Origin of the sequence: Marivirga salinae (assembly GCF_030503855.1) — a bacterium.
Classification (GTDB): domain Bacteria; phylum Bacteroidota; class Bacteroidia; order Cytophagales; family Cyclobacteriaceae; genus Marivirga; species Marivirga salinarum.
On record NZ_CP129971.1, the window covers coordinates 1176014 to 1194840 of the forward strand.

Consider the following 18827-nt stretch of genomic DNA (forward strand, 5'->3'; position numbering starts at 1 on the left):
AATATTGATCATTCAATCAATTGAGAAATAATGTACACTTATTAAAAAGCCTTATTATCAAGCGCTTGAGGCGTGAGTAATCATCACGACCTAGAGGATGGCAATAGCAATTATTTTCCTTTCGCTTGCCTTCGGCTAGTGGAATTTACTATTGCCTGGCAGAATTTGAAGAAAAAAACACCAGATAGAATCACTTCACAGACTTTACCAAATCCTTAATAAGATTTAATATAAAACTAGCGCTTAAAACGGTTATTCCCATCGATACTATATATATAGTATTTATATCTACTGTATGACTATTAATAGCATACTTAAAATAGAAGTATGAAATATTTATTACTATAATTACTATACTTAGCTTCTTGATGTAGCCAAATTTTTTGTGAAGGTATTCTTTGCCATTCATAACTTTACTTTTTATTCCATATCTCCCAAGACTTCTCAGCCTGACCCACCAACATTTCCAAGCCATTAATAGTCTTAGCTCCTTGCTTTTTTCCAGCTTTCATAAAAGCTGTTTCAGATGGGTTATAAACCAAATCATAAAAATAATGATTTTCTGTTAGCACTTTAAAAGGTAAATTAGGCTTTTCTTCTACTTTCGGATATGTGCCTAATGGTGTGGTGTTGATAATTAAATGGAAGCCAGCAAGAATTTCAGGCTTGTCATTTATCTCTTTATAAGTAAAATCAAAACCTTCCTTTCGGGAAACCACCTTAAATGGAATAGATAAATCTTTCAGTACTTGCTTGATGGCTTTGGAGGCACCACCTGTTCCCAAAATAAGTGCTTTTGACCTAAATTCTTTTGGCAAGAAATTTAAAAGAGAATCTTTAAAGCCATGATAATCTGAATTATAGCCTTTGGTTTTTCCGTTTTTAAACTGGATTACATTTACTGCACCTATGGCTTGTGCGTGCTCATCTAATTCATCCAAATAAGGAATAATTTTTTCTTTATAAGGAATCGTAACATTCAATCCAGCAATTTCCTGCCGTTTTAATTCTTCAAATTCCTGAATGTTTTCAAGTGGGAATAATCGGTACTCGCAATTTTTAATATTTTCCTTATCGAATTTTTTAGCAAAATATTTTCCGGAAAAGGAGTGTTCAAGCGGATAACCGATTAAACCATAAATTTTCATTTATTCACTTTCTTAACATTAAACATAGAGGCAATTTTCTCAATAGCTACAACCAACAAAATACCTAAACTTGCCATTAGTATAGCCTGAAATAGTTGTGGATCCTGTCCAGTCTCCAATAAAAATTCCTTCGGCAAAACATTATGGTCAAATAATGGCACCTGCTCACCATCGCTATTGATTCGAAAACTATCAATTACTTTCCATGGCCATACTTTGTTTAAAGAGCCTATCATAAATCCTGCAAGGACAGCAACCGTAATAGATTGATAATTTCTTAAAAACCAGGAAATCAATCTTGCAAAACTTAAAAGTCCAATAATACAACCCACTATAAATATAGCTATCGTGACTATGTCAAATGCATCAATAGCCTCAAACATGTACTTATATTTCCCTAAAATCAAAAGAATGAAAGCTCCTGAAATACCTGGTAAAATCATGGCGCAAATAGCAATAGCTCCTGCAATAAGCACAAACCACCAGGTTTCTGGAGTTTGGGCAGGAGAAGCCGAAGTAATAAAATAAGCAATAAAAATACCGACAATACCAGCTATAATTGCTTTCCAATCTTTCTTTTCAATGTCTCGGGCTACTAATACCGCTGAGATAATGATTAAGCCAAAGAAAAATGACCAAACCAAAACGGGGTACGTGCTTAAGAGAAAACTAATAAGCTTGGCTAAGCTAAAAATACTGATGGCAATTCCTAATACTAAGGTAATAAGAAAGTTACCATTGATATGGCTCCAGAATTCTTTGAATTTAAAATGAAATAATAATCTGAATGCTGTGCCATCAACTGATTTGATGCTGTTCAGCAATTCATCATATATCCCTGTAATAAATGCGATGGTACCCCCTGAAACCCCAGGGACAACATCAGCACTTCCCATTGCAATACCTTTTAAAAGTAGAACAAAATATTCCTTAATCGACCGCACAAAAAATCTTTTTTAGAGTAAATCTTTATTATTTAAAAAATGGTGGAAGGTATCTCCCCTTAAACCCAAACGAATGGTTTCCAAAGGAATTATCTCATTTGGAGCTATATTTCCAAGATTTACATTTGCACCTACTAATTTGATGAAATAAACTTGCTGCGCTTTTTGTGGAGCTTCCCAGATAATTTTTTCGTAAGGAATTTTAGTTAGAATTTCCTGTACCAAGCCTGAACGAACTTCACCGCTGGCACGGAACAAACCAACATTTCCAGCTTCTCTTGATTCTCCGATTACTTTCCACGCACCTGCATCTAATTCGGTTTGCATTAGTTCAATCCACTGGTAAGGAGGAATGATTTTTTCAGCATCTTTTGACCCAACCTCTGAAAGAACTGTAACTTGCTCAGAAAGCTTTCTGATATAATCACATTTTAAGTCGTGTGGCAGCTCAATAGAACCATCGGATACTTCTGCGAATGGCATATCATATTTATCCAATAACTTGCGGTAGTCCTCAAATTGATCTCTAATGATGAAAGCCTCAAAAAGAGTACCTCCGAAGTAAACTGGAATACCAGCCTCTTTATAAAGTGCTAGTTTGTCTTTTAGATTAGTTGTAACATAGGAAGTTGCCCATCCTAATTTTACTATATCAGTATATTCTCCGCTGCTATCAATGAAATCTTCTACCTCTCTCAGGCTAAGACCTTTGTCCATAGCCATAGTAAATCCTACATCTCTTGGTTTTGCTGGTCTTTCAGGGATGTCTTTTAATTCGTAGTTCATGTCTTACTGGTTATCTTTTCTGAATTGATCAATGATTTTGAACAATGCCTTCTGTGTTTCAACCCTTGGGAAGAACTCATAAAGCACCGTATGCATTTCAAAGTCCAAAACTAATGCATTTTCCAGAAAGATAAAGGCTTCTTTGTATTTACCGTATTCAATTAGGTAGGCCGTCATTCTATAATAAAGCTCAGAAGCATCAGGATTATCCTCCATTCCTTCTTTAATTATATTGATGGCTATCTCTAAATCACCTGATTCATAGTAAATGAAAGACCAATCCAAAAACAGGCTAACTTCTTCAGGGTCAAGCGCTACAGCTTCTTCATAAGCATCAATAGCAGAATTTTGATTGCCTAATTGGTACTCAGCATTGGCTAGTGCTTGCCAATATTTTGATTCATGTTTATTAATTTTTATTGCTTTTTTGGAATAATGCACTGCTTCTATCCATTTTTCCTGTTGGATGAGGCAAAGAGACATTCCAAAATAAGCTTCGTCATAGAGTGAATCGAATTTAACTGCTTTTTGAAAATATTTTATGGCTAAGTCTGCTTGGTCTAATTTGTCATAAGTTTCTGCCATTCGACAAAATACTTCGGCACTTGGTCCTTCTATTCTTAAGGTTTGAGAAAAGGCATCTAAAGATTTATTGTTTTTCTCTAGTGCAGAATAGGTATTGCCCATGTTGAAATAAGCAGAAGCAAAATTCTCATCAATGGCAACTGCAAATTCATAAGCTTCAATCGCTTTTTCATATTTCCCTAACTTATGAAGTACAACGCCCAAGTTATACCAAGCATGATAAGAATAAGGATCAGCATCTATAAATTTCTCATAATAAGCAATGCTTCCTTCTAACTGATCGGTCACATCTAAGCAATAAGCTAATTCATAAATGGCGCTTTCATGATCTATATTCTCTTCTAAAACTGATTTATAGTTTTTAATGGCTTCCTCATATTTTCCGAGTTGCTGATAAGCCATTCCCATCTGAAATAACACTTCATCTTTATCTTCAGCAAATGTAAGTGCTTTTTCTAGGCACTCAATTGCTTCCTTGTTTCTGTTTGAAATGGTTAAAACATTCGCCTTGGTTAATAATAAATCAACATCATTGGGCTGAATATTTTCGGCTCTGTCCAATACCTGAAGTGCACTGTCGTATTTAGAATTACTAGCTAAAACATGTGCATTGAGAATCAAAAGCTCAACTGAAAAAGGAAATTGTTCTACTGCAAATTCACTGGCTTTGAGTGCCTTCATGAATTTGTCGTTGTCTAAATACAATTCAACCACTTTTTCAAGTTCTTCCACATCAAAAAAGTGGAAATCTTTGCCCTGAATATGATTCTCGAATTTTTTAATCAACTCTTTCTCTTCGTCTTTTCTATTTCTGAAAAATTCGCTCATAAATAATGAATAAGTGGTTATCCTACTTTGTCATTTTACTACTACTCGCCTATGCCTAGGTTTGTGTCTTCACAAACCTGAAAATAGCTTCTTAAAGCTGCAATATACAGGCTTTGGCATGATCTGGTAAATAGGACGTAGTAGCGTTAAATAAATTTACTGATTAAAAGGTGAAAATCAAGCAACGTTGAATTAAATTTTAAAGTTTATAATTCACCTTTTTTCTGCATTTCCTTCACTGTCCATTCAACAGATTGCTCTAAAGTTTTATAACGTAAATTGAGAGTGTTTTTTGCCTTTTCGCCATTATATATTTTTTTATTTCCTGCCATTTTTGCAGTTTCCATTGTAAGCGTAGCAGGTTTCCTGCTAAGTTTACTGAAAATGTTTTCCATTATTGCACCCAATATCACCATAAATTTAGGCATGCCTATGTAAGGAGCTTTTACTTTCAATTGTTTTGCGATGGCTTTAAAAAAATCATGATAGCTAATGCTCCCTGTATTTAAAATAAATTGCTCATTGCTGATTTTATTTTCCAAACTTTCTACAACGGTTTCTGCAACATCTCTCGCATCTATGTAATTGATCAATCCCTTCGTGTAAAAGGGCTTTTGGTCTCCAACATATCCAAATAGTTGTGCGCTGCTTTGGTAACGCTTTGCAGGGCCAATAATCACGGATGGGTTGAAAATAAGAATAGGCAATCCTCCTTTTGATAAATCCCAAAGTATTTCTTCTGCTTTCCTTTTGCTATTTCCATAATTGCTTAAAAATTCATCTTCTGATTTGGGAGTGCTTTCATCTATTAAATTATCGTTAGAATTTTTACCCAAAGCGGAAATACTACTAATGAAAATAAATTTTTTTACTCCAGCTTTCTTGGAATCCTTAGCCAATTTAGAGGTCCAATCAGTATTGATTTGAAAGATTTTTGTTTTGTCTGATTTTTTGTAGGAAACCAAAGCTCCTGCATGGATTGCAAAATCAATGGGTTCAGGAATAAGCTGGAATAAATCATCTTCCATAGTGTTTATGTCAAGCCAATTTATTTTCTCTGATTCTAAAGGAATAACAGAATAAGGTCTTTTAGCAGCATAAACTTTATAGTCTTGGGCTATTAATTGTTTTAATATTTGTTTCCCCAAAAGACCTGTAGCGCCTGTAATTAGTACTGTTTTCTGCTGCATTAAATATTAAAGAGCCTTTTCAGAGTTGAAATGGACTTGCTGTTATTGTCATTATAGTAATCTTGATAATATCCATAGCCTTTATTTTCTTTTCTGACGGCATTGAAAATTATGGAGATGTTCTGGATGTTATTCAAACTCAAGCTTCTATGTAAATCATCAATAAATGACCTTTTGGAATAATCTGCTCTAACTACAAAAAGAGAATGGTCAGATTTTTTCAATGCAATAATTCCATCAGATACCAATCCAATTGGAGGGGTATCTAATAAGATAATATCATATTCTGCTTTTAGTTCTTTTAATAGTTGATCAAAATGATCACCTTCCAGTAATTCTGCAGGGTTTGGAGGGAGAATACCTGAAGGAATAAAATGCAAGTTGTCAGTTTTAGTAATATTGATGCATTCTTTCCAGTGAATTCCACCACTAAGGATAGAGCTAATACCCATTTCATTTTGCTCTAAATTGAAGGCATATTGGGCGCGGGGTTTTCTCATGTCTAAATCGAGAATAATCACTTTTTTATTCGACATGGCAATTATTGCAGCCAGGTTAACAGATATAAATGTTTTCCCTTCACCACTGGTGGTGGAGCTAATAGAGATCACTTTTTTACCTTCTTTTATTCCCACAAAATCAAGGCTTGTTCTTAAAGTTCTAAAAGCTTCACTAATTTGAGATCTGGGTTTTTCTGAAACAATCACACCACTTTTTTTCGCTACAGACCTATTTAGACGGCTTATTTTTGCAATAATAGGGATAGTTGTTAATCGCTCAAGCTCGTGAATACTGTTTATTTGATCATAAAGCAGGTACCTAATTCCGATGAATATAAAACTCAATATAAATCCTACAGCAAAAGAGCCAATATAGATCAGGTTAGTAGAAGGCCCAATTGGACTTCGAGGTAAATTTGCTGGAGTTAGAATATCAACCTCCGATAAAGTTCCTGCTTGAGCTATTTCAAATTCTGTTTTCTTTTGCATTAAGGATAAATAAAGCTCTTCATAAAGAGAGTAGAACCTCATTTTCTGATTAAGCTCATTTGTTTTGGCCGGTAATTGATTAAACTTACGCTCGATAGCCTGTTTTCTATTTAAGATGGTCTCTTTTCTTTCTTGAAGGACCTCAACCTTATTGCTTAAATAATTGTTTATTCTATCCTTTAAAGCATTGATTTCTAACTTTCTTTGTTGTAGTACTTGACTTTCAGTTTTATAGCGAGTTTTAGCCATTTGATATTCACGCTTGAGTTCAGAAAACTCTTCAAATAATGACTGTGTATTGGATGGTAACACCAAATAGTTGATCTTATCGAAGCTTAAAGTGTCTTTTTCTAATTGGTTTTGAATATTTTCAATCTCCTCAAGCTGATAGTTGATTCCGTATAAAATGGAGTCCATTTTCACCATTTCTGAAATCGATCTGTTTACATCAGCTGATGGATTCACGGTTTTATTTTCTATGGTGAAATCCTCGATATAGGTCTCGTAATTGGAAAGTTCTTTTTCTGTTTGCTTTAATTGTTTATTTAAAAATTCAATTTTAAGCTGGTTAGCCTTGTTTTTCTGTTCTTTACTGTATTCAGTATATAACTCACTTATTTTCTCAACAATTGCTTGAATTTTATAAGGGTTAAAATCTTCAAAAGTGATTTTTATGGTGTTCGCACTTAAGTTTTCAGGGGCTACAGAAAGATTTGACTCCACATAGCCCATTAAACTTTCAGGAGTTGAAATGATGAAAAATAAATTTTCAGTATTGAAGAAGTGAGAAGTTATTTCAAGTTTGTAGCTGCAACCATCGAGTGTAAAATATTCTCCAAATTTTTGATCTACCCATTCTTCTCCATCCGGATTTGTTGATATTTTGAAATTTTCTTTATCAATAATATCAACAAAAAATTTTTGACCATAATTAGCACATGATTTTTCATAGCTTACTACGAAAGGAGTGAATTTATAACGTTCCTCATTTTTAAACCTTCCTATAACATGATAGGATACATCTAAAGGTAATTTCTCTATTACTTGCTTTAAAAAAAGCTTTGAGCGGATAAGTTCAACTTCTCCTGAAAGCGTATTAAGGTTTGAACTTTCTTCAGATAAAGGATTAAAACCAAAAACACTTGCTTCGCTTCTTTTATTGAGCTTTAATTCGGCATATGATTGAAATTTAACATTTGTATATCGGACATATAGAAAGGCCACAAATACGGCTACTGTTATCAATAAAATTGCCCAGGGTAAATTATTTTTAAGTATGGTTTTTAACTTAAAAAGATCAAGTACTTCAGATTCTTGATTTTGAGGTTTATGTGAGTTTTTAGACTCTAAATTTCTTTGATATCGTGTTTCTTGATTGTTCACTGTTATTGACTATTCAAATTTTCAATCACAATAAACAAGGTAACAACATTAGTAACCACTCCGATTATTGGCGCTATGTCTCGGATAGATTCAGTAAATATTCTACGAATCGGCTCTATGTAAATAATATCATTTGGGAGCACGCCTAAATTGGCTTTTTGCATTCCATCAATAGTAGCTAAATTTATGACTTGAACAGATGGATCATCCAATGGGCCTCGTATCAATCGGATATTTCTTCCTCTAGAATCTCTTGTTAAGCCCCCAGATAATGCTAATACTTCCAAAACAGTCATTTTTTCGTTTTCCAATGGGATAACCTGACCTCCCAACGCTCCGAGAACAACCACGCGTCTATTTAGAGGACGAACTCTTACATAGGGTTGGATGTAATATTCTGAGTATTCTTCTTTTAGCATTTCTTGAAGTCCTGCAATGGAAAATCCGGCTATTTTGGTTTCCCCGAGCAATGGTAGAATAGCGTTTCCATTTGGTAATACTTCAAATATTTTATCGGGCATCATGCGGCCGCCTCCTGAACCTCCGCCTCCTGTTATGGCATTTAATTCCATATTAGGGTCAATCACTCTCTCCCCTTTGTTGGTATAAACTTCTATATTGAGTTTATCTCCAGCCTGGATTTTATAAGCACCTTCAATTCTAGATACTTCTTCTTTAAAATTCTCTGATTTAATATCTGAATCTGTTTGCAGGATAATATTCTGCCTGTACACTTTGCAACCACTCATTGCTAGCGCAAGTGCAAGAATACTAATAGGGTATAGGTAAAATTTTTTGATAGTTTTATTCACTAATTGTAAAAATATAACCAATTAAGCAAAAGACAATAAATTATTGGGATTGCTTATAAATTATTTGCGTAAGCAGCCTTAAGTTCGGGTTTTAAGGTGCTATTTTGATCAATTGCCTTCAAATATCGTTCGATTACTAAGTTATGATCAAATCTTCTCTCTACTATCTCCCTACCTTTTAAACCCATCTGGTGACGTTGATCTGGCGTCATATAATACATTTCTTTCATTTTTAAGGCTAGATCATCTTCATCTTTTACCTTACAAAGTATACCGTTTAATCTGTGATCTACTATATTGTTACATCCAGGTACATTTGTTGCTACTATAGGTTTTGCACTAGCAGCTGCTTCTAATAATGTTCTAGGAGTGCCTTCTCTGTAACTTGGTAGAACCACACAATCGGCTTTATTGATGAAAGGTCGAACATCGTCAGTGCTCCCTAAATAATTAATATAGCCTTCTTCAATCCAAAAATTCAACTCTTCAGCAGAAATTCCTCTTGAGTGCAATTCATCTAATTTTCCTAATAGATTAAATTTTGCATTCATTCCTCTTTCTTGCAGAATTGCAGCAGCTGCCACATATTCCCTGATTCCCTTGTCTATAATCAATCTGGAAATCATTAAAAATTCAAATGACTCTCCATCTGCCTTTTCTTGAGGAGGATGAGGAGTGAATTTGTTTAAATCTATACCTGATCCTGGAATTACTTCACAAATATTTCTATGTATTAAGTTTTTATCCATGAAGAGTTGGTAATCTTCATGATTTTGGAAAAACACTTTTTTCGGAAATTTGAAAGAAAATCTATATAAATTTAATGCTATTTTTGAAATCCAATCCTCATTTAAGAAAATTGTACCTAAGCCACTCACATTGTTGATAACAGGAATTCCTAACATGGCAGCAGCCAAAGTTCCATAAATATTTGGCTTGATGGTATAATGTAATATGATATCAGGTTTAACTCTTCTATAAATATTATGCAATTCAAAAGTTAGTCCAATATCACGAATAGGGCTTGCTCCACGGCTATCCATGGTGACGTCTTCAAACTCACATCCAGCTTCAATAAGCTTTACTGTATATTCATCATGGGGGGCAATAGCCACAACTTCATGCCCATCTTTTCTGAGAGCTTGAATAAGTGACATCCTAAAATTATAGATGTTCCATGAGGTATTTAGGGTGATAGCAATTTTCATGTTATGATAACAAATCTACAAATAATAACACTTACGGTTCTTTTATGTTGGGGAGATTTCGATAGGCAGAAGCTAAAGGCAGATTAGTTTGCACTAATTCACTTTAAAACACCCATAAAATTCAAATATAATGGACAATATGAAATTATTCCCATAGCCTTTATTAATTTTGTACAAAAAACAATTAGATATGGAAATTGGAATGCTTCACTCCCACGTATTAGTGGTGACTTTATTTTTACTATTTTTATTATTCAAAACCGTTTTGTTATTGGTCAATAAAAAAGAATTTTTGACTAAAATCAGAACAAAACTCAAAATGGTTGATCCTATTTTGGGAGTACTTATGCTGGCAACAGGCGGATATTTATTATCATTATATGGTTCAGCTGCCCCTACCTATTTATGGGTGAAATTAGTATTAGTTTTAATTATAATTCCAATTGGGATCGTAGCCTTTAAAAAGGAAAACAAAGCTATGGCAGTTATTGCACTATTATTGACTTTTTACATTTATGGAGCCTCAGAGGTAGGAAGCCTTACTTTTTCTAAAGATGAATCAGTGGCGGTTTCTGATGATAGTCCAGCTAATAATGCAGCTGAAGTTGTTATTGAAGGTGAAACTACAGAGTTGGTGAAAAATGGCAAAGAAATCTATTTAGCAGAATGTAAAAAATGTCATGGAGAGGACGGTAAAAAAGGACTTTTCAAAGCACCTGATTTAACGCAAAGTCAACTTGATTTATCTGAAAGAGTAGCTTGGATTAAAATAGGAAAAGGCGTGATGCCAGCTTATGAAAATGAGTTGAGTGAAACCGAAATAGAGGCGGTTGCTCTTTATTTAGATGAACTGAAATAAGCTCATTTGCTTGATAGAATGAGAATTAATTGTGATTCATTGAAATCTAGTACCTAAGTTGGATTTTATACGTAATTACATATTAGAATACCTATAAAATAATATATGCAACATAATTCTGCAGAGGAAAAAGAGGAGAAGAAAGCCGTTTTGGTGGCGATCATTACACAAAATCAAAACGAAGAGAAAGTCAATGAATATTTAGATGAATTGGCTTTCTTAACATCAACTTTGGGTGCAAAAACAATCAAAAGATTTACCCAAAGATTGGAAAAGCCTGATATTAGAAGCTTTGTGGGTAAAGGTAAGTTAGAAGAAATCAATGCTTACATAAAAGCCGAAAATGCAGATTGGATAGTATTTGATGATGATTTAACTCCCTCTCAATTAAGAAACCTAGAAAAAGAACTGGAAGTCAAAGTTTATGACCGGAGTTTATTGATTTTGGATATATTTTTGAGCAGGGCCCAAACAGCTCAGGCTAAAACACAAGTAGAATTAGCTAGAAATCAATATTTATTACCTCGCCTAACTCGAATGTGGACTCACTTGGAAAGACAGCGAGGTGGAACTGCCACTCGTGGTGGTGCTGGTGAGAAAGAGATTGAAACGGATAAAAGGAATATCCGCAATACCATTACCAAGTTGAAGGATAAGCTAGCTAAAATTGAAAAGCAGAGTAGAACCCAAAGAAAATCAAGAGGCAAAATAGTGAGAGTGGCCATAGTCGGCTATACTAATGTTGGCAAGTCCACTTTAATGACGCTTTTATCTAAATCGGATATACTAGCAGAGAATAAATTGTTTGCCACTGTGGATTCCACTGTGCGTAAAGTAAATTTTGATGATATTCCATTCCTCTTATCCGATACAGTGGGTTTCATTCGGAAATTACCTACCCACTTGATCGAATCCTTTAAATCTACATTGGATGAAATTAGGGAAGCAGATGTTTTAATTCATGTGGTGGACGTTAGTCACCCAACTTTAGATGATCATATTAGTGTGGTTAACCAAACTTTGACGGACATAGGTGCTAGTGATAAGCCTACTTTATTGGTTTTTAATAAAGTAGATTTATTAGAAGAAGAGGAAGAGTTAAGTGTGAAGGAAAAGATCAAGAACTTGAAAAACACTTATTGGAATAAGGAACAAAATGATGTGGTATTCATCTCTGCTACTAATAAGGAAAATATAGAAGAACTGAAAAGCAAGCTACGAAAGTTAGTAGAAGCCAAGCACTTTACAATTTTTCCGAATTACTTGAAAAACACTTATTACTAATTTAGATTTGCGTCTTTCTAAATATCTTAAAACCTTGCGGGTTTTGATATCAGGTATAATTATGGTTTTGATGAATGTCTACATTGTTTCAAACTACTGAAACCCGCAAGGATTAGAAAATATTGGTCTCGTAGTTCAATGGATAGAATAGAAGTTTCCTAAACTTTAGATGCAGGTTCGATTCCTGCCGAGACCACTAGGTTTCCTGAGCTTAAGTTGCAGAGTCTGTACCGATTTGTCTTTATTTTGACATCTACTTGAATCAATGATGATCTGATTAAGTGAAATTTTCAGCCTTCTTATTTTAAATTATCCACTACAAGTCTCGAAATACTCCTTACTTCTAAAAAATCATCTTTAATAAGTTGCGTGTTGGGATGGGTATCAGTACAAATTACCTTCTCAATAATATTTGAATTCTTGATTTTTTCCAATCCATTATTAACGAAAAGCCCGTGACTGGTAATGACAAAAATTTTATTTGCACCTGCATTTTTATAGGTTTTGGCTGCATTAATTATACTTCCCCCAGATCGTATCATATCATCATAAATGATTACATTTTTACCTTCAACATCAGCATTTACGGCATTTACCTCTGTTTTGTCTCCTTGTAATCTTCGTTTTAACACAAATGCAGCATTCACATGCATGTCATTTGCTAGCGATTCCACCCATTTTGCCCTGCCTGCATCAGTACTAGCTAGTACAAAATTATCACCACCAAATTCTTGACAGGCTTCTATTATTAATTCTTTGCAATAAAGGTGAATAGGAAATAAGTTCCCTTCAAAATAATGAGGCAAACCTTCGGTATGTAAATCAAACAAATAGATATGATTTCCTTTATTGCTTCTTGGGATAGATGAAAGGAGACGTGCACGAGTTTTTGCTGTCACGACTTCACCTGTAGCTACTGCTCTTTCCATAGTTGAATATCCAAAATAAGGCACTACCAAACTTAATGAATTTGCTCCATAGCTAACTAAAGCAGATGCAAGGTCATAAAGCTCTAAGGTTGCAGAATCATTTACAGTACCCCCAATCAAAATTACATTTCGGTTTTCAACTTGAGATAATATTCTTTGATATCGTTCTCCATCAGAAAAGGTATTTGTTTCTAATTCTCCTTTTTCAAATTCACCCAGTTCAAGAACTTTTTGAGCTAGATATTTATAGTCTGAAGTATTAAATATGATTTTTTTCATTTCATTAATTTTTATTGAGTGGAATGTAAATTTCATCTTTAGCCATGCCCGTTTTATATAATGAGCTTAGCTTTGTCATGAGCCTTAGTAATGGTCACAGTTCTACCGGAATTAAATACAAGATAATCTTCCATAATCCCATCGCTGAAGATAACCCCATCATCTGGCATTACAGATTCAATTATTAATTTTTCATCTTTATTGATGTATCCTGCCACCATATCTGTACTAAAATTAGGGCTTTTGTAGGGTTCTCGCACAATATAGCATAATTTGTCATCGTCCCATTCCATGCTTTGAAATGTGCCCATGCTTTTATAACCTAAAAACTTTTCCAAACCCCTGAATTCATTTAGTACAGAGCTTAGCCAAGCAGTTGATCCAGCACCTGTGGAAATAATAATTCCGCTAGAAGATTGGTTTTCATGCCTACCTTGATAAATAATTTTGTAGCGTGAAGAGCTGTGATTTGATTTTCCAATATAGAAATCATTGAAAGCCAGTAATTCTTGCCCATCATTCATTGTAGCTTTTGCTAATGTGATATGCTTGCATTCATTCTGCCCCTTTAGTATTCGTTTATACCCCTCTGACAAACTATCTAAGTCAAATGGCAATAAAGCACCCATATTTCTTTCTAAATCTGGATTAATTGCAAAAATAGGATTTGTGGATACATATTTGGCAGTATTCGCTACTAAACCGTCCTGTCCAATTACTACTATCAAATCATTTTTCTCAAACAGAAAGGCCGGCAAGAAATTTCTTTCGAGTACAGTGGGTTTTAACTGTCTACCAATAATCTTTTTAGCATAGTTAAAGCCATTGTAAAACTGCTCATGTTCCAATTCATATTCAGAAAAATCGCCTCCATTATGGTTGATATAAAATTGCGCTTGAGATTTGCTGTTATATCGATCAAGAAGCTTTTCTAACCGGGTTTTTCCTTTTATAATTATTGCTCGTTCGTAATTCATCTTTTCCCTTTTTCTTGTTTGAGAAGCATGTCAAATAAATCAGGACTGATATTTAAAGTACCGATCTTACCTGCATTTTCTGCAAGTTCCCTAAAGGCTAAAGCAATATTGTTACGAGCATCACCTGATTGCTGATTTAAAGCAGAGAGGACTCTCCAGTCCAAATCTCTGTAAGGTTTAATCATTGCCTCAACTGCGTAACCTTGTGATTCTGCAGATTTCTTTTCATTGCTTACTTGGATATCTATCAGCTCTTGACGTTTCGATTCAACCGAAAAATCTGCTCTCACTTTCATTTCTCTTATTTTTCTATCGTTTTCAGCTTCCGCAACATCTCTTTCCATTTGTTTTTCGGCAATCTCTTTCTCTTTTTCCACAATGGCAATTTCAGTGTTCAACTCACTTTGCTTAATCATTCGTTCTTGTTCAACTGAGAAATTACGTCTTTCATAAATTGCTAAATCAGCCCTTTTAAGTAACTCCTCCCGTGCTTTAGATTCTAAAGCTTTTTGTGTTTCTGGAGTTGCTTTTATCGATAGGATGTTAATTTTTAATGGGACAACTCCTAGCTGAGATATCGCATTTGAATCTTTCAAATTCTGATAAATTTCAGATGACAGTTCTTTTGAACTGTTTATAGAATCCACTAAATCCATCTCTCTAATAAAAGAAGATGTAGCTGTTTGAGCTTCATTTATCAATCTTTCATTTAGCTTTTCAAAGTCATTTTTTTTGTAGTTACCATTACTGTCAACCGTGTAATCAAGTAACTCTGCTAGTTGACGAGGCTTTTCAATTTTATAGGTAATGTTCCCCTGAATGCTAACTTCTTGAAAGTCTGATGTTGTTTCTGTAAAAATGAAATTGATATCATTACTGCCAGTAGGAATGGATGCAATAGAAGAGTTTGGCGAAAAGTAAAAGAATGATAAGCCTTTACCTTCTCTAGCTATTTCTCCATTTTTATACTGAATGACATAGGTCATTGAATCGAATTTAATATAGTTTATACCGAACATATCTCTTGATTTTTGTTGATTATTTTTAATACTTCTTTCCAATCGTTTTCTGCATCGAAACCTGCTTTATCCTCAAAAAGAACATTGAAATAGGGTTTCTTTTCAAAGTATCCATAGTTTTTGCTCACTACTTCAGGGTTTTCGTTTACATAGTCAAAGTGAATCCCATTTTGACTGAAAAAAAACAGATATTTCTCTAATTCCGTTGGATGAGTACATGTATATAAAATGCGAGTTACATCCTTTCTTTGACTGATTAACTGCAATGCTTCCTTTGCAAAAGGATAAAATTCAGTTGATATTTTGTCAGTTGACCAATTGGGTTTTACAATGGTCTCATGAATATCAAATGCCCAAAAAGTTTTACCCCATTTCTTTTCCTTGGCATTATTTAATGCTCTGCATATTGCTTTTGATATCATATAGTTTATCGTTAAAAGTGTTATTTGCATTAGCTCTCACCTGTTCAAAAGTCCAATCCTGAATAATTTCTCCATTTTCAAACACGGTCACTAGTTCATCCTTAATTTCTGGATATTCATGCTCATTAACAGTTTTGAATGCTCCCTCACTTTTGATAAGCTTAAGGCGCCCTCCTTTACTTTTCTTAAAGCTTTCAGTGATATTTCCATTTTCATCCATCTCAGTAGGGTTTTTCTTCACAATTACTCCTTCACCACTTATTTCAGCATAGCTGCACTTTAAAGCAAATTTCTGTGTATCACGATCTAGCTTTTGGAGCAATGCTCCACCCATGCCCAGTACTAAATTTTCTGCACTGATTTGATTTTCTTTTAATGCTTGAAAGATATCTTTTATGGCATCATAGTTTACCCCATCTCCTTGAATCACTCTTACTTGAGGTGGAAGTACCTTAAATCCCTTTTCATTTATGGTATAGCCAAACTTTTCAAATAGGATATCGAAAATTCTCAATAGGGTCTTAATTGGATCACCACTGTCTGGTCTGATGACCAATACACCTTCCCTTTCCATTATCTGGGTTTTCAAATCTTCGCCCCAATATTCTTCACAAGCCTTGAAAATATTGTAACTATCGGAAACACAGGCTACTATTCCTGTTGGAAAGCTGTTTAGCACATGCTTGAAGATGTCGAGTTCTCCTTTCTCTCCTAATAATGTGCAAATACTATGTTCTGTAGCGGGTACACTTTTACCGTAAATTGTAGAAGTATTGTAATATTTTTGCGCCAGCACAGATCCAATGATTGTATCACTTCCTTGAAAGTTTACCAAGTGAGCACTACCGCCTAATCCTGCACTTTCAACACTGCTGACTCCCCGCAAGCCAAAATCATTTAATACATAATCAATACCTGCCTCAGCCCCATTGCTTGCTGTTTCCCTATAGAAATTGGTCAAAACCTTTTTAATTTCTTTGCTAATTGTGGCAACAGTTATAGGATACCATACCTGCATGAGTAATGATTCCAAAAAGTTGGTTAACCAAAAACAATTGGGATCTGTATTTTCAATAGTCAAGAGTACATTGCTTACAGGAACTTCCGTACCCTCAGGAACTGCTTTTATTCTTATGGGCAGTTTTCCATCATATTCATCTAATATGTATTGGAATTTGCTTGGGTCGAAAACATCATCCCTACCAAAAACTTCTTTTAAAATAGGAATTGCCTCATCCAAATCTTGTTGAGTAAAAGCTATTCCTTCTAAATATTCTTTTATGAAATATTGAAGTTCATAGAAGACAGTAGAGTTAAATTTCCCACCTCTACTTTCCAAATAGCTATATACTTTATTTGTGCCTGGGTAATATAACTTGTGGTGGGAATATTTGTAGGCATCTGCTAATAATATTAAGTTATTTCTATTCATGGCTTTATTATTTAATGGTGAATATTATTTTTTCAAGAGGAACTGAAATAGTGCTATATGCTCCTCAGTTATTGTTTTATCCTTTATCATTTGAAATAAGTCATTGACTTTTATCCATTCCAGATGCTCTATGTCGTCTAAAGGAATAGGATTTCCAGATTGATGATCACAGCTAAATAAAGTGGTGATAATTTTATCAGCTTCATTTCTGTACCGCCAATCGTTAATCTTGAGTGAGGTTTCGTATTTTAAATTACTGACCTCTATTGGTCCGCATTCCTCAGTTAGCTCTCTTTTTGCAGCTTCTTCAAAACTGGAATCCTCAGCATCGGCAAAACCACCAATAAGTCTCCATTTTTTGTTGATTACCTTCTGCCCCAGCAAAATTTCAGTTCTGTTATTTCTAAAGACAGCAACATCAACAGTCGGATAAACTTTTGTGTACTGATTGTGATAGGCATATAAAATACCTGCCCTGAAATCTTCTGAATTTGTAACTCTATCAGCATATTGTTTTCGGATATCTGTAGAGTTATAATCACCATGCTGTGGTAATTCTGCTGTTTCATATTTTCCGCTGTAATAGGAAATGAAACTGTCCCTACTTCCGTATAAAATGAATCCTTCGGTAGTGAAAGTATTCTTTAGCAAAGTATCCAGATTTTGCGACCAAACATTATCATCAGGATGATCAGATAAGGGAAGTACAATTACTTCAGGATAGCTGGCTTTTATCATTTTTTCCCTGGTATAATAATCATAAGGATTTCGTTTGCTACCAGCAATTGGTGAAATACCCAAAATGATAATGAGCTTATTGTGATTAGCTTTTACGGATTGAATTAATTCAGTATGACCGCTATGTAAATACGGGGTCTGAAATCTTGCTATTATTACTGCTGTCTTCATTTCTAATTGCGTTTAATATACGCAAATATAAATAAGTGTAATTAATACACAAAATATTTCATGTAATTTTTACGCAAATAGTAAAATAAATTTATACAGCTTTAATTTTCAGTGGGTTATATTTCGAAGTTTATGCCTTCTTTTTTGAGTTGAAAGTACTTCTCCTGATTAAATTGAAACAAATTACCAGGTCTGCCAGCACCTGATAAGTTTTGCTTTTCTTTGGTTTCTTCTAAGAAACCGAATTTCATGATCTTTTTTTTGAAGTTTCTTCTATCCAATGGTCGATCCAATACTGTCATATACAGTTTTTCTAATTCTGAAAAAGGGAATTTTTCATCTAGGAGTTCAAATCCAATAGGTTCATAGGTGATTTTACCTTTAAGCCTTTTGATGGCTTCGGAAATAATTTCATTATGATCGAAAGCTAATGTTGGAAGTCTTTTAACTTCAAACCAAGCAACATCACTTGCATCAGTTGCAGCTTTAAGTTTAAAAATATCAGGTTTAACCAATCCATAATAAGCAACCGATACAACTCTATTTCTTGGGTCTCTTTCTGGTTTTCCAAAAGTGTATAACTGCTCCAAATAATTAATGGACACTCCTGTTTCCTCATTTAACTCTCTGGTTACAGCTTGTTCTAGTGATTCGCCCTCATGGACTAATCCTCCAGGAAGTGCCCAGGTACCATGAAAAGTGTCACTTTTTCTTTTTATGAGTAAAATGGATAGCCCATCAGTTGAATTATAGCCAAAAACTACTGCATCTACAGCAACCTTAATATTTTGAGTTATAGTCATACTGATAAAGTTAGTAAATTATGTAATTATTACACAAATTA

General features: G+C 34.2%; 17 protein-coding genes and 1 tRNA gene. 3 read left to right on the top strand and 15 right to left on the bottom strand.

Going from position 1 to position 18827, the window contains the following annotated elements:
• Window positions 1-413: 413 nt before the first annotated feature.
• The 8 genes from QYS49_RS05010 to QYS49_RS05045 form a co-directional block, all read right to left on the bottom strand.
• A complete protein-coding gene (locus QYS49_RS05010; RefSeq protein ID WP_308350615.1) occupies window positions 414-1148 on the bottom strand; it encodes a shikimate dehydrogenase family protein in 735 nt (244 codons plus the stop codon).
• Complete coding sequence (locus QYS49_RS05015) at window positions 1145-2092, bottom strand: polyprenyl-phosphate transporter (RefSeq protein WP_308350616.1); 948 nt, start codon at window positions 2090-2092, stop codon at window positions 1145-1147. Before QYS49_RS05015 ends, QYS49_RS05010 begins: the two co-directional genes overlap by 4 nt.
• 12 nt (window positions 2093-2104) lie before the next feature.
• Window positions 2105-2878, bottom strand: coding sequence for a phosphosulfolactate synthase (locus QYS49_RS05020; protein WP_308350617.1), 774 nt, complete (start codon window positions 2876-2878; stop codon window positions 2105-2107).
• Window positions 2879-2881: 3 nt separating this feature from the next.
• Complete coding sequence (locus tag QYS49_RS05025) at window positions 2882-4291, bottom strand: tetratricopeptide repeat protein (RefSeq protein ID WP_308350618.1); 1410 nt, start codon at window positions 4289-4291, stop codon at window positions 2882-2884.
• 206 nt (window positions 4292-4497) lie between these two features.
• Window positions 4498-5481 (bottom strand): NAD-dependent epimerase/dehydratase family protein, encoded by a 984-nt coding sequence (locus QYS49_RS05030; RefSeq protein WP_308350619.1) that lies wholly within the window; start codon window positions 5479-5481, stop codon window positions 4498-4500.
• Window positions 5481-7853 carry a GumC family protein gene (locus QYS49_RS05035; protein WP_308350620.1) on the bottom strand — a complete coding sequence of 791 codons (2373 nt, stop codon included), beginning with the start codon at window positions 7851-7853 and terminating at the stop codon, window positions 5481-5483. The genes QYS49_RS05030 and QYS49_RS05035 overlap by 1 nt, the downstream gene beginning before the upstream one ends.
• A gap of 2 nt (window positions 7854-7855) precedes the next feature.
• Window positions 7856-8587: a polysaccharide biosynthesis/export family protein gene (locus QYS49_RS05040; protein ID WP_308350621.1), complete on the bottom strand. Its 732-nt coding sequence runs from the start codon at window positions 8585-8587 to the stop codon at window positions 7856-7858.
• Window positions 8588-8718: 131 nt separating this feature from the next.
• The gene (locus QYS49_RS05045) at window positions 8719-9873 is read right to left on the bottom strand and encodes a glycosyltransferase family 4 protein (RefSeq protein ID WP_308350622.1); all 1155 of its coding nucleotides are present in this window, start codon (window positions 9871-9873) and stop codon (window positions 8719-8721) included.
• A 190-nt stretch (window positions 9874-10063) separates the two neighbouring features.
• Here QYS49_RS05045 and QYS49_RS05050 point away from each other — a divergent pair, with 190 nt between their 5' ends.
• The 3 genes from QYS49_RS05050 to QYS49_RS05060 all read left to right on the top strand — a co-directional run bounded on the left by QYS49_RS05050 (window position 10064) and on the right by QYS49_RS05060 (window position 12212).
• Entirely contained in the window at window positions 10064-10732 is a 669-nt protein-coding gene (locus tag QYS49_RS05050; protein WP_308350623.1) for a c-type cytochrome, read from the top strand.
• 105 nt (window positions 10733-10837) lie between these two features.
• Window positions 10838-12016, top strand: a complete 1179-nt coding sequence (gene hflX / locus QYS49_RS05055; RefSeq protein WP_308350624.1) for a GTPase HflX — start codon at window positions 10838-10840, stop codon at window positions 12014-12016.
• A gap of 124 nt (window positions 12017-12140) precedes the next feature.
• A tRNA-Arg gene (locus QYS49_RS05060) sits at window positions 12141-12212 on the top strand.
• Window positions 12213-12315: 103 nt separating this feature from the next.
• On the opposite strand, the gene QYS49_RS05065 is transcribed toward QYS49_RS05060, so the two are convergent.
• The 7 genes from QYS49_RS05065 to QYS49_RS05095 form a co-directional block, all read right to left on the bottom strand.
• Window positions 12316-13224: a ribose-phosphate diphosphokinase gene (locus QYS49_RS05065; protein WP_308350625.1), complete on the bottom strand. Its 909-nt coding sequence runs from the start codon at window positions 13222-13224 to the stop codon at window positions 12316-12318.
• 53 nt (window positions 13225-13277) lie between these two features.
• A complete protein-coding gene (locus QYS49_RS05070) occupies window positions 13278-14201 on the bottom strand; it encodes an NAD(+)/NADH kinase (RefSeq protein WP_308350626.1) in 924 nt (307 codons plus the stop codon).
• Entirely contained in the window at window positions 14198-15220 is a 1023-nt protein-coding gene (locus QYS49_RS05075; protein ID WP_308350627.1) for an SPFH domain-containing protein, read from the bottom strand. Before QYS49_RS05075 ends, QYS49_RS05070 begins: the two co-directional genes overlap by 4 nt.
• On the bottom strand, window positions 15208-15642 hold the full coding sequence (locus QYS49_RS05080) for a hypothetical protein (protein WP_308350628.1): 435 nt from the start codon (window positions 15640-15642) through the stop codon (window positions 15208-15210). Before QYS49_RS05080 ends, QYS49_RS05075 begins: the two co-directional genes overlap by 13 nt.
• Window positions 15608-17074, bottom strand: coding sequence for a nicotinate phosphoribosyltransferase (locus QYS49_RS05085; RefSeq protein WP_308350629.1), 1467 nt, complete (start codon window positions 17072-17074; stop codon window positions 15608-15610). The genes QYS49_RS05080 and QYS49_RS05085 overlap by 35 nt, the downstream gene beginning before the upstream one ends.
• 24 nt (window positions 17075-17098) lie before the next feature.
• Window positions 17099-17983, bottom strand: a complete 885-nt coding sequence (locus tag QYS49_RS05090) for an NUDIX domain-containing protein (protein WP_308350630.1) — start codon at window positions 17981-17983, stop codon at window positions 17099-17101.
• A 116-nt stretch (window positions 17984-18099) separates the two neighbouring features.
• Entirely contained in the window at window positions 18100-18786 is a 687-nt protein-coding gene (locus tag QYS49_RS05095; protein ID WP_308350631.1) for an NUDIX hydrolase, read from the bottom strand.
• Window positions 18787-18827 lie beyond the last annotated feature (41 nt).

What these genes read in the sequence shown, in the direction of transcription:
- QYS49_RS05050 (WP_308350623.1), top strand. Translation starts at nt 10,064, where the DNA reads ATGGAAATTGGAATGCTTCACTCCCACGTATTAGTGGTGACTTTATTT.
- QYS49_RS05025 (WP_308350618.1), bottom strand. Translation starts at nt 4,291, where the DNA reads ATGAGCGAATTTTTCAGAAATAGAAAAGACGAAGAGAAAGAGTTGATT.
- hflX (WP_308350624.1), top strand. Translation starts at nt 10,838, where the DNA reads ATGCAACATAATTCTGCAGAGGAAAAAGAGGAGAAGAAAGCCGTTTTG.
- QYS49_RS05090 (WP_308350630.1), bottom strand. Translation starts at nt 17,983, where the DNA reads ATGAAGACAGCAGTAATAATAGCAAGATTTCAGACCCCGTATTTACAT.
- QYS49_RS05075 (WP_308350627.1), bottom strand. Translation starts at nt 15,220, where the DNA reads ATGTTCGGTATAAACTATATTAAATTCGATTCAATGACCTATGTCATT.
- QYS49_RS05045 (WP_308350622.1), bottom strand. Translation starts at nt 9,873, where the DNA reads ATGAAAATTGCTATCACCCTAAATACCTCATGGAACATCTATAATTTT.
- QYS49_RS05030 (WP_308350619.1), bottom strand. Translation starts at nt 5,481, where the DNA reads ATGCAGCAGAAAACAGTACTAATTACAGGCGCTACAGGTCTTTTGGGG.
- QYS49_RS05020 (WP_308350617.1), bottom strand. Translation starts at nt 2,878, where the DNA reads ATGAACTACGAATTAAAAGACATCCCTGAAAGACCAGCAAAACCAAGA.
- QYS49_RS05095 (WP_308350631.1), bottom strand. Translation starts at nt 18,786, where the DNA reads ATGACTATAACTCAAAATATTAAGGTTGCTGTAGATGCAGTAGTTTTT.
- QYS49_RS05070 (WP_308350626.1), bottom strand. Translation starts at nt 14,201, where the DNA reads ATGAATTACGAACGAGCAATAATTATAAAAGGAAAAACCCGGTTAGAA.
- QYS49_RS05085 (WP_308350629.1), bottom strand. Translation starts at nt 17,074, where the DNA reads ATGAATAGAAATAACTTAATATTATTAGCAGATGCCTACAAATATTCC.
- QYS49_RS05010 (WP_308350615.1), bottom strand. Translation starts at nt 1,148, where the DNA reads ATGAAAATTTATGGTTTAATCGGTTATCCGCTTGAACACTCCTTTTCC.
- QYS49_RS05065 (WP_308350625.1), bottom strand. Translation starts at nt 13,224, where the DNA reads ATGAAAAAAATCATATTTAATACTTCAGACTATAAATATCTAGCTCAA.
- QYS49_RS05080 (WP_308350628.1), bottom strand. Translation starts at nt 15,642, where the DNA reads ATGATATCAAAAGCAATATGCAGAGCATTAAATAATGCCAAGGAAAAG.